This window comes from Pseudomonas sp. Ag1, from assembly GCF_000278565.1.
Classification (GTDB): Bacteria; Pseudomonadota; Gammaproteobacteria; order Pseudomonadales; family Pseudomonadaceae; genus Aquipseudomonas.
On sequence record NZ_AKVH01000111.1, the window covers coordinates 317,691 to 326,925 of the forward strand.

The 9,235-nt window shown below is 61.8% G+C and carries 8 protein-coding genes and 1 pseudogene; 4 read left to right on the top strand and 5 right to left on the bottom strand.

Annotated features, from left to right (window positions below; genetic code table 11):
* Nucleotides 1-35: 35 nt before the first annotated feature.
* The 4 genes from A462_RS03280 to A462_RS03265 all read right to left on the bottom strand — a co-directional run bounded on the left by A462_RS03280 (nucleotide 36) and on the right by A462_RS03265 (nucleotide 4,605).
* Nucleotides 36-1,031, bottom strand: coding sequence for a hydrolase (locus A462_RS03280; RefSeq protein WP_008438972.1), 996 nt, complete (start codon nucleotides 1,029-1,031; stop codon nucleotides 36-38).
* Nucleotides 1,032-1,161: 130 nt separating this feature from the next.
* On the bottom strand, nucleotides 1,162-1,767 hold the full coding sequence (gene rsmD / locus A462_RS03275) for a 16S rRNA (guanine(966)-N(2))-methyltransferase RsmD (protein WP_003213788.1): 606 nt from the start codon (nucleotides 1,765-1,767) through the stop codon (nucleotides 1,162-1,164).
* Nucleotides 1,767-3,257, bottom strand: coding sequence for a M16 family metallopeptidase (locus tag A462_RS03270; RefSeq protein WP_003213787.1), 1,491 nt, complete (start codon nucleotides 3,255-3,257; stop codon nucleotides 1,767-1,769). The genes rsmD and A462_RS03270 overlap by 1 nt, the downstream gene beginning before the upstream one ends.
* On the bottom strand, nucleotides 3,250-4,605 hold the full coding sequence (locus A462_RS03265) for a M16 family metallopeptidase (RefSeq protein WP_003213786.1): 1,356 nt from the start codon (nucleotides 4,603-4,605) through the stop codon (nucleotides 3,250-3,252). The genes A462_RS03270 and A462_RS03265 overlap by 8 nt, the downstream gene beginning before the upstream one ends.
* 232 nt (nucleotides 4,606-4,837) lie before the next feature.
* On the opposite strand from A462_RS03265, the gene ftsY reads away from it, so the two are divergent.
* The 4 genes from ftsY to rpoH all read left to right on the top strand — a co-directional run bounded on the left by ftsY (nucleotide 4,838) and on the right by rpoH (nucleotide 8,918).
* Nucleotides 4,838-6,247, top strand: a complete 1,410-nt coding sequence (gene ftsY, locus A462_RS03260; protein WP_008438974.1) for a signal recognition particle-docking protein FtsY — start codon at nucleotides 4,838-4,840, stop codon at nucleotides 6,245-6,247.
* Nucleotides 6,244-6,915, top strand: a complete 672-nt coding sequence (gene ftsE / locus A462_RS03255; RefSeq protein WP_003213784.1) for a cell division ATP-binding protein FtsE — start codon at nucleotides 6,244-6,246, stop codon at nucleotides 6,913-6,915. Before ftsY ends, ftsE begins: the two co-directional genes overlap by 4 nt.
* Nucleotides 6,912-7,934, top strand: coding sequence for a permease-like cell division protein FtsX (ftsX, locus tag A462_RS03250; RefSeq protein ID WP_003213783.1), 1,023 nt, complete (start codon nucleotides 6,912-6,914; stop codon nucleotides 7,932-7,934). The genes ftsE and ftsX overlap by 4 nt, the downstream gene beginning before the upstream one ends.
* 129 nt (nucleotides 7,935-8,063) lie before the next feature.
* Nucleotides 8,064-8,918 carry an RNA polymerase sigma factor RpoH gene (gene rpoH, locus A462_RS03245; protein ID WP_003176698.1) on the top strand — a complete coding sequence of 285 codons (855 nt, stop codon included), beginning with the start codon at nucleotides 8,064-8,066 and terminating at the stop codon, nucleotides 8,916-8,918.
* Nucleotides 8,919-9,053: 135 nt separating this feature from the next.
* Here rpoH and mtgA read toward each other — a convergent pair.
* A pseudogene (gene mtgA, locus A462_RS03240) lies at nucleotides 9,054-9,235 on the bottom strand (monofunctional biosynthetic peptidoglycan transglycosylase); the annotation flags it as partial.

A 9,235-nucleotide genomic window follows, 5' to 3' on the forward strand; every position in this document is an offset into this window, starting at 1 on the left:
CCGGTCTGATCCAAAGTGTGGGAGCTCCCACATTTTTATCGGCGTTGTGTCAGTAGCCACTCCGGGATTCGCCGTTCCAGGTAGTAAGTTGGCTGCTTCAGTGAGCCATCCACAAACCCCACATGCCCGCCCTTGGCCAGTAGTTCGAACTCGGTGCAATCCGACAGTTCGCTGGCCTCGGGCAGGCTGTGGGCGAACACGAACGGGTCGTCCGCGGCCTGGATGATCAGGGTTGGTGTGCGAATGCCCCCGAGGTAATAGCGGCTGGAGGCGCGGCGGTAGTAGTCCTCGGCACTGAGGAACCCGTGCAGCGGCGCGGTGACGCGGCCGTCAAAGTCCCAGAACGTGCGCATCTTCTCCAGCGAGCCCAGGTCGGCGAGGGTTTTCAGGCCTGCCTCGCGGCCATCCTTGAGAAACCGGCTTTGTTTGACGCGGATATAGGCCAGCATTTCGCGCATGAAATGCTTCTGATAAACCCGAGAAAAGCCCAGGCCAATGCGATCGGCGCACTGATCCAGGCGAAACGGTACCGACACGGCTGCCGCACCTTGCAGCCCGGAGGCTTCACCGGTTTCACCCAAGTGCTTGAGCAGCACATTGCCGCCCAGTGAATACCCCACCGCATACAGCGGCGCCAACGGGCGCTTGGCCCGCAGGTGAGCGATGGTTTCGGCCAGGTCTTCACTGGCGCCGGAATGGTAGCTGCGGGCAAGCAGGTTGGGTTCGCCGGAGCAGCCACGCCAGTTCAGCGCGACGCTGGCCCAGCCTTGGGTTGCTAGGGCTTTTTGCAGGCCGGCTACATAGGGCGAGTTGGACGAGCCGGTCAGCCCGTGCAGTACCAGCACCAGCGGGGTGGTTGCGTCATGCGGCCCATGCCAGTCGAGGTCGAGAAAATCGCCGTCTGCCAGCCACAGCCGTTCGCGCTGGCGTTCGATGTGCGTGGTTTTGCGCCACAGCGGTCCCCACAGCGTTTGCAGGTGCGGGTTGCCGAGGCCGAAGGCGGGGGTGAAGCGGTCGAGGGGCGGAGTCATGAAATTCTCGGTGCCGAATGGGCTTGCTCCAATCATTGTAGGAGCGAGCTTGCTCGCGAAAAACTCAAGATCACCGCGTTCCCCTGGTTTCCCGCGTCATCGTTAACGATCTTCGCGAGCAAGCTCGCTCCTACACGGTGCGTTGCCACAACGCGTAATACACCCGCCCGGATTTCTGCTCGCGGTGCAGGCGCCAGGTGCCCGGCAGGCCGAGTGTGGACGGTGCCGTCTCGCTTTCAGTGTAGATCCAGGCATCCGGCGCCAACCACTGACGCTCTTCCAGCAGCGCACATACAGTCGGCAGCAGATTCTGGTTGAACGGCGGATCAAGAAACACCACGTCAAACTCACGGGCTTCCTGGGTTTCCAGGTAGCGCAACGCATCAGCCGTCTGCACTTGCCCGGTGGTGCAACGCAGGGTGCCCAGGTGTTCCTTGAGGCTGGCGACCGCCACATTGCTGGCATCCAGCGCCTGGCCCAGCGCCGCGCCACGGGAAAGCGACTCCAGGAACAACGCGCCGCTACCCGCGAACGGGTCCAGCACCTTGGCCCCGGCGATATACGGCGCGAGCCAGTTGAACAGGGTTTCACGCACGCGGTCTGGCGTCGGGCGCAGGCCCACGACATCAGGGAAGCTCAGCTTACGGCTGCCCCACTCTCCGCCGATGATGCGCAGTTGGCCCACACCGTTGTGAACGTTGTGGACAGGTTTTTTGGGACGGGATGGACGGGCCATTAATGCTCCGGAACCCCGAGCGGTTGCTCGGCGGGTTTATCAGTGGGGGGCGGTAGTGGCTTTTGCGCAATCGTCGGGCCGGCGGTCACGATGACCATCTTGTCGGCACTCAAATGTTTGTTCAAAGCAGCTTTGACCTGGTCAACGGTCAGCGCCTGGGATTGTTTCATGAAATCTTCCAGGTAGCTCAGCGGCAGGTTGTAGAAACCCATGGCGCCCAGCTGCCCGACGATATCGGCGTTGCTCGCGGTGGACAGCGGGAAGCTGCCGGCCAGTTCGCGCTTGGCGTCATCGAGTTCTTTCTGTGTCGGGCCGGTCTTGAGGTAGTCGGCGAGTACGTCCTGCACCAATCGCAGCGTGCCGGCGCTCATTTCGGCGCGGGTTTGCAGGTTGATCATGAACGGGCCGCGTACCTGCATCGGCGAGAAACCGGAGTATACGCCGTAGGTCAGGCCGCGTTTCTCGCGCACTTCGCTCATCAAACGGGTGCCGAAGCCACCGCCGCCGAGAATCTGGTTACCCAGGGACAGCGCGGCGTAATCCGGGTCGGCACGGTCGATTCCCAGTTGCGCCAGCAGCAGGGTTGTCTGCTTGGACGGGAACTCGATATGTGTGGTGCCAGCCTTGGGCTCGACCGGTTGGGCGATTTTCGCCAGCGCCGGGCCTTTTGGCAGGGACGCGGAAACCTTGGCGGTCATGGCTTCGGCTTCGGCGCGGGTCAGATCGCCGACTACGGAAATCACTGCGTTGCCGGCGGCGTAGGCCTTGGCGTGGAAGTCCTTCAATTGCGCGAGAGTCACCTTCGGCACGCTCTCGGCGTTGCCTTCGCTCGGATGGGCGTAAGGGTGGTCGCCATAGAGCTGCTTGAACAGCTCGATGCTCGCCAGTTTGCCGGGGTTCTGTTTCTGGTATTCAAAGCCGGCCAGCAGCTGGTTCTTGATGCGCGCCAGGGAGTCTGCCGGGAAGGTCGGCTTGCCGATCACGTCGTCAAACAGTGACAGGGCGGCGTCACGCTTGTCGCTGGCGCTCAGGCTGCGCAGGGAAACCAGCGCCATGTCGCGGTAGGCGCCATTGCTGAAATCAGCCCCCAGGCCGTCGAAACCGGCGGCAATCTGGCTGACGTCCTTGCCCGGCACGCCTTCGTTGAGCATTGCGTTGGTCAACAGCGCCAAGCCTGGTGTTGCGCCGTCCTGGCTGCTGCCGGCGGCGAACAGGATGCGCATGTCGAACATCGGCAGTTCATGGGCTTCGACGAACAGCACCTTGGCGCCTTCGGCGGTGGTCCAGGTTTGCACGTCGAGCTTGCGGTTGGTCGGCGCCTTGTCGTCCAGCTCGGCCAGGGATTGCAGCTTGTTGGCGGACTTGGCCTGCTCCAGCGCCTGGCTGGCGACGGATTCGCTGGGGCGCAGCAAATACACCGCGCAGGCCGCAGCCAAAGTCACCACGATCAGGCCGGGCAGCACCAGGCGGTTGTTTTTACGTTCACTCATGAGCGGTCTCCTCAGGCAAGACATGGGCGACGCTGAGACGTTCGCGGGTGAAATAGGTGCGTGCAGCTTTCTGGATATCTTCGGCGGTGACGCTTTGCAGCTCGGCCAGCTCGGTGTCCATGAGTTTCCAGGACAGGCCCACCGTCTCCAGGGAGCCGATGGCAGTGGCCTGGCTGGTAATCGAGTCGCGCTGGTAAACCACGCCGGCGATGACCTGGGCGCGGATACGCTCCAGTTCTTCAGCGCTCGGTGGCTTGGCCTTCAGCTCATCCAGCAGGCGCCAAAGGCCGGCTTCAGCCTGGGCCACGGTCTTTTTCTTTTGCAGGTTCGGTGTGGCAGTCAGGGTGAACAGGCTGTCACCGCGGGTGTAGGCGTCGTAGCTCGACGAGCCGCCGGACACCAGCTCTTCGCCGCGCTCCAGTTGTGTCGAGATGCGCGCGCTGTAGCCGCCGTCCAGCAGGGCCGAGATCAGGCGCAGGGCGTTGACCGAGCGTTTGTCTTCAGCGGTGGCCAGGCTCGGCACGTTGAAACCAAGGATCACGCTCGGCAGTTTGGTCTGTACATGCATAGTCAGCAGGCGTTCACCGGGCTCGGCCAGTTCCAGCGGGATTTTCGCCGGGGGGACGTCGCGTTTGGGGATCGGGCCGAAATAGCGCTGGGCCAGGGTTTTGACTTCATCCGGGGTTACGTCGCCCACCACTACCAGGGTGGCGTTGTTCGGCACGTACCAGGATTGGTACCAGTGGCGCAGCTCTTCAACCTTCATGCGGTCCAGGTCGGCCATCCAGCCGATGGTCGGCGTGTGGTAGCCGCTGGCCGGGTAGGCCATGGCCTTGAAGCGCTCATAGGCCTTGGACATCGGGTTGTCGTCGGTGCGCATCCGGCGCTCTTCCTTGATCACCTCGATCTCGCGGCTGAACTCGTCGGCCGGCAGGCGCAGGCTGGCCATGCGGTCGGCTTCCAGCTCGAAGGCGACACCCAGGCGGTCACGGGCGAGCACTTGGTAGTAAGCGGTGTAGTCGTCGCTGGTGAAGGCGTTTTCTTCGGCGCCCAGGTCACGCAGGATCAACGAAGCCTCGCCGGGGCCGACTTTGGCGCTGCCCTTGAACATCATGTGTTCCAGGGCGTGGGACAAACCGGTCTGGCCCGGGGTTTCGTAGCTGGAGCCAACCTTGTACCAGACCTGGGAAACCACCACCGGGGCGCGATGGTCTTCGCGCACGACGACCTTGAGGCCGTTGTCCAGGGTGAATTCGTGGGTGGGTTGTGGGTCGGCAGCCAAAGCTGAAAGGGGCAGACAAACTGTGCTGAGCAGCAGGCCTGCGGCGCGGCGGGCTAGAGCATTCATTCGTTTTTAAACCTGTTGGGCTGCCCGCTTGGTCTTAGCGTCGGCGGGCGAGGAGGTGCTAGGATACTGGTCCGACCTAGGGACGGCCACTATGGCTGTCTTGTTAAGGCTCTATTTAGGCCTTACAAAATGTTGCGCATGAACGAGCTGGCTAAAAAACAGTCTGTTACGCATCGAATTTTATTTACCGGCACGCCCCCTGGCGCGTCGCTACCTTGAGATAGCCGTCTCCATGTTTGGTTCCAACGACGACAAGAAGACCCCAGCTGCGGCTGGCGAGAAAAAAGGCCTGTTCGGATGGCTGCGCAAAAAGCCGCAGGAAACCGTCGTCGAACAGCCGCAGGTTCAAGCTGAACCGATCCCCGAATCCATAGTAGAAGCCGAACCGGTTGCCGAAACCCCGGCCCCGGTGGTGTTACCGATGGCCGAGCCGGTGTTGCAGCCGGTGGTTGAGCCAGAACCTGCGCCAGAGCCAGAGCACAAGCCATGGCTGGTGTTGCCGGTGGCAGAAGAGCCTGTAGCACTGGTTGAAGACGAGCTGGCCGCGCATGTGGCGCCGCCGATTCCGGCCCTCGTGGAGCCTGCGCCCGTTGTGGTCCAAGCGCCGCCAGTGGTTGAGGTGCCTGCACCGATGGTTGCCGAACCTGTTCCGGTCGCCATCGCCGCGCCAGCAGTCATCGAAGAGCCTGCTGTTCCTGCCGAAACCGGCAAGACCGGTTTCTTCGCCCGCCTCAAGCAAGGCCTGAGCAAGACCAGCGCCAGCATCGGCGAAGGCATGGCCAGCCTGTTCCTCGGCAAAAAGACCATCGATGACGAGCTGCTGGAGGACATCGAAACCCGGCTGCTGACCGCCGACGTGGGCGTCGAAGCCACCGCCGTGATCATCCAGAGCCTGACCCAGAAGGTCGCGCGCAAGCAGCTGACCGACGCCGATGCGCTCTACAAGTCGCTGCAGGCCGAGCTGGCCAACATGCTCAAGCCGGTGGAAGCGCCGCTGATCATCGATACGCAGAAAAAGCCGTTTGTGATCCTGGTGGTTGGCGTCAACGGCGCCGGCAAGACCACCACCATCGGCAAGTTGGCGAAGAAGCTGCAACTGGAAGGCAAGAAAGTCATGCTCGCCGCCGGTGACACCTTCCGTGCCGCCGCCGTGGAGCAATTGCAGGTCTGGGGCGAGCGCAACAAGATCCCGGTCATCGCCCAGCACACCGGCGCTGATTCGGCCTCGGTGATCTTCGATGCGGTGCAGGCCGCCAAGGCGCGCAACATTGATGTGCTGATCGCCGATACCGCCGGTCGCCTGCACACCAAAGACAACCTGATGGAAGAGCTGAAGAAAGTTCGCCGCGTCATCGGCAAGCTCGATGCCGACGCGCCCCACGAGGTGTTGCTGGTGCTGGACGCCGGTACCGGCCAGAACGCCATCAGCCAGGCCAAACAATTCCACCAGACGGTCCAACTGACCGGCCTGGCATTGACTAAGCTCGACGGCACGGCCAAGGGCGGTGTGATCTTCGCCCTGGCGAAGCAGTTCGGGTTGCCGATTCGTTACATCGGCGTCGGTGAAGGCATCGACGACCTGCGCACTTTTGAAGCCGAACCCTTTGTACAGGCACTGTTTGCCGAGCGGGAGCGTTCATGATTCGTTTCGAACAGGTCGGTAAACGCTACGCCAACGGGCATGTCGGCTTGCATGAGCTGAGTTTCCGGGTGCGTCGCGGCGAATTCTTGTTTGTGACCGGCCATTCGGGTGCCGGTAAAAGTACCTTGTTGCGCCTGTTGCTGGCCATGGAGCGCCCAACCACCGGCAAACTGCTGCTGGCGGGCCAGGACCTGGCAACCATCAGCAACGCACAGATTCCATTCCTGCGTCGCCAGATCGGCGTGGTGTTCCAGAACCACCAGTTGCTGTTCGATCGCACGGTGTTCAACAACATCGCCTTGCCGTTGCAGATTCTCGGTCTGTCCAAGGCCGAAATCGTCAAGCGCGTGGATTCGGCCCTGGAGCGCGTGGCGCTGTCGGACAAGACCGACCTGTACCCAGGCGACCTGTCCACCGGCCAGCAACAGCGCGTCGGCATCGCCCGCGCCATCGTCCATCGCCCGGCCTTGCTGCTGGCGGACGAACCCACCGGTAACCTCGACCCGCGCCTGGCAGCAGAAATCATGGGCGTGTTCGAAGACATCAACCGCCTGGGCACCAGCGTGCTGATCGCCAGTCACGACCTGGCGCTGATCGCCCGCATGCGCCACCGCATGCTGACCCTGCAACGCGGCCGCCTGATCGGTGACGGGGAGGCTGGGGTATGAGTGCAACACGCAGCCCGAAGGTTTCCGAGCGCGTCGCGCCAAAGGCGGCCGACCCGCAGCCACAGAAGAAAAAACGCGACGAAGACGATGGCCCGGATTTCGGCACCCTGGTGCATGCCTGGATCGAAAGCCACCGTGCCAGCCTGGTAGACAGCCTGCGCCGCCTCGGCAAGCAGCCGATCGGCAGCTTTTTTACCTGCCTGGTCATGGCCGTGGCCTTGAGCCTGCCCATGGGCTTGTCATTGCTGCTGAACAATGTCGAGCGCCTTGGCGGTTCGTGGCAGCGGGCGGCGCAGATTTCCCTGTACCTGAACCTGGATGCCAGCGCCCAGGACGGTGAGTCCCTGCGCGACCAGATCAAGGGCATTCCGGGTGTGGCCGAGGCTGAGTACATCAGCCGCGATCAAGCCCTGGAAGAGTTCCAGCAACAGTCCGGCCTGGGCGAGGCGCTCAAGGAGTTGCCGCAAAACCCGCTGCCGGGCGTGGTGCTGGTCACCCCGAACGAGGTCGACAAGACCACCCTGGAAGCCCTGCGACAAAAACTCGCAGAGCTGCCGAAGGTCCAACAGGCACAACTTGATCTAGTCTGGGTAGAGCGGTTGGCCGCGATTCTCAAGCTGGGCGACCGGTTTGTGTTCGGCCTGACGGTGTTGCTGGTGTCTGCATTGCTTTTGGTGATAGGCAATACCATTCGTCTTCATATTGAAAACCGCCGCACCGAGATAGAAGTGATTAAACTCGTCGGCGGCACGGACAGCTATGTGCGTCGGCCTTTTCTGTACATGGGCGCGCTTTATGGCTTCGGTGCGGGAATTTTGTCCTGGGGCGTACTGGCTTTTGGCCTGAACTGGCTGAACGATGCGGTGGTGGGGCTTGCCGGTTTGTACGGCAGCGATTTTGCCCTGGCCGGCGTGCCGGCAGCCGATGGTCTGTCATTGTTGCTTGGGGCAGTGCTCTTGGGGTATATCGGTGCTTGGATTGCGGTCGCACGGCATTTACGTGAGCTGGCACCGAAGTAGTTAATGTCAGGGTAATGTGGTTTCGTTTGTATTGACCGTATCAGTGGTTTAGGGAACTTGTCCTACGGTTCCCGGTCAATTTTCGCAGTGCTGAACTGCACGAGTTATGTGAGTCGGAGGTTTTTTCGTATGACCACTTCTTTGCAACCTGCTTATGCTCTGGTCCCGGGTGCGAACCTGGAGGCCTATGTGCACACGGTCAACAGCATTCCATTGCTGACGCCCGAGCAGGAGCGTGAACTGGCCGAGAGTCTCTACTATGAGCAGGATTTGGGGGCGGCTCGGCAGATGGTGCTCGCCCACCTGCGTTTTGTCGTACATATCGCCCGTAGCTATAGCGGCTACGGCCTGGCCCAGGCTGACCTGATTCAGGAAGGCAACGTTGGCCTGATGAAAGCCGTGAAGCGCTTCAACCCGGAAATGGGTGTGCGCCTGGTGTCGTTTGCTGTGCACTGGATCAAGGCGGAAATTCACGAATTCATCCTGCGCAACTGGCGCATCGTGAAAGTCGCGACCACCAAGGCCCAGCGCAAACTGTTCTTCAACCTGCGCAGCCAGAAGAAACGCCTGGCGTGGCTGAACAACGAAGAAGTGCATCGCGTGGCTGAAAGCCTCGGCGTAGAGCCACGTGAAGTGCGCGAGATGGAAAGTCGCCTGACCGGCCATGACATGGCCTTCGACCCGGCCGCCGAAGCGGACGACGACAGCGCCTTCCAATCGCCGGCCAACTACCTGGAAGACCACCGGTACGACCCGGCGCGTCAGCTGGAAGATGCCGACTGGAGCGACAACTCCAATCACAACCTGCACGAAGCGCTGGAAGTGCTGGACGACCGCAGCCGTGACATTCTCTACCAGCGCTGGTTGGCAGAAGAAAAAGCCACGCTGCACGACCTGGCGCAGAAGTACAACGTGTCGGCCGAGCGGATTCGTCAGCTCGAGAAGAGTGCGATGAACAAGCTGAAACTGTCGATCGCCGCCTGACACAGGTAGCTAGGACAGCGCGATCGAAATGTGGGAGCGGGCTTGCTCGCGAAAGCGGTGGATCAGTCACCTAAGGTATTGACTGGCACACCGCTTTCGCGAGCAAGCCCGCTCCCACTTTTGTTTTGTGGGGTGTCAGTCAGCCCAAGGCGCCTTGCGCGAGTTGTTCAGCTCATTCAAATAGCTGTCGCCACCCAACTGACTCATCTGCTGCCGAATCCACGCCGCCCGTCGCGCGACATACGACGTTGGATGGCTGGCACTCCACACCCGCGGGTTAGGCAACACCGCCGCCAGGTAGCTGGCCTGCTGGCGGG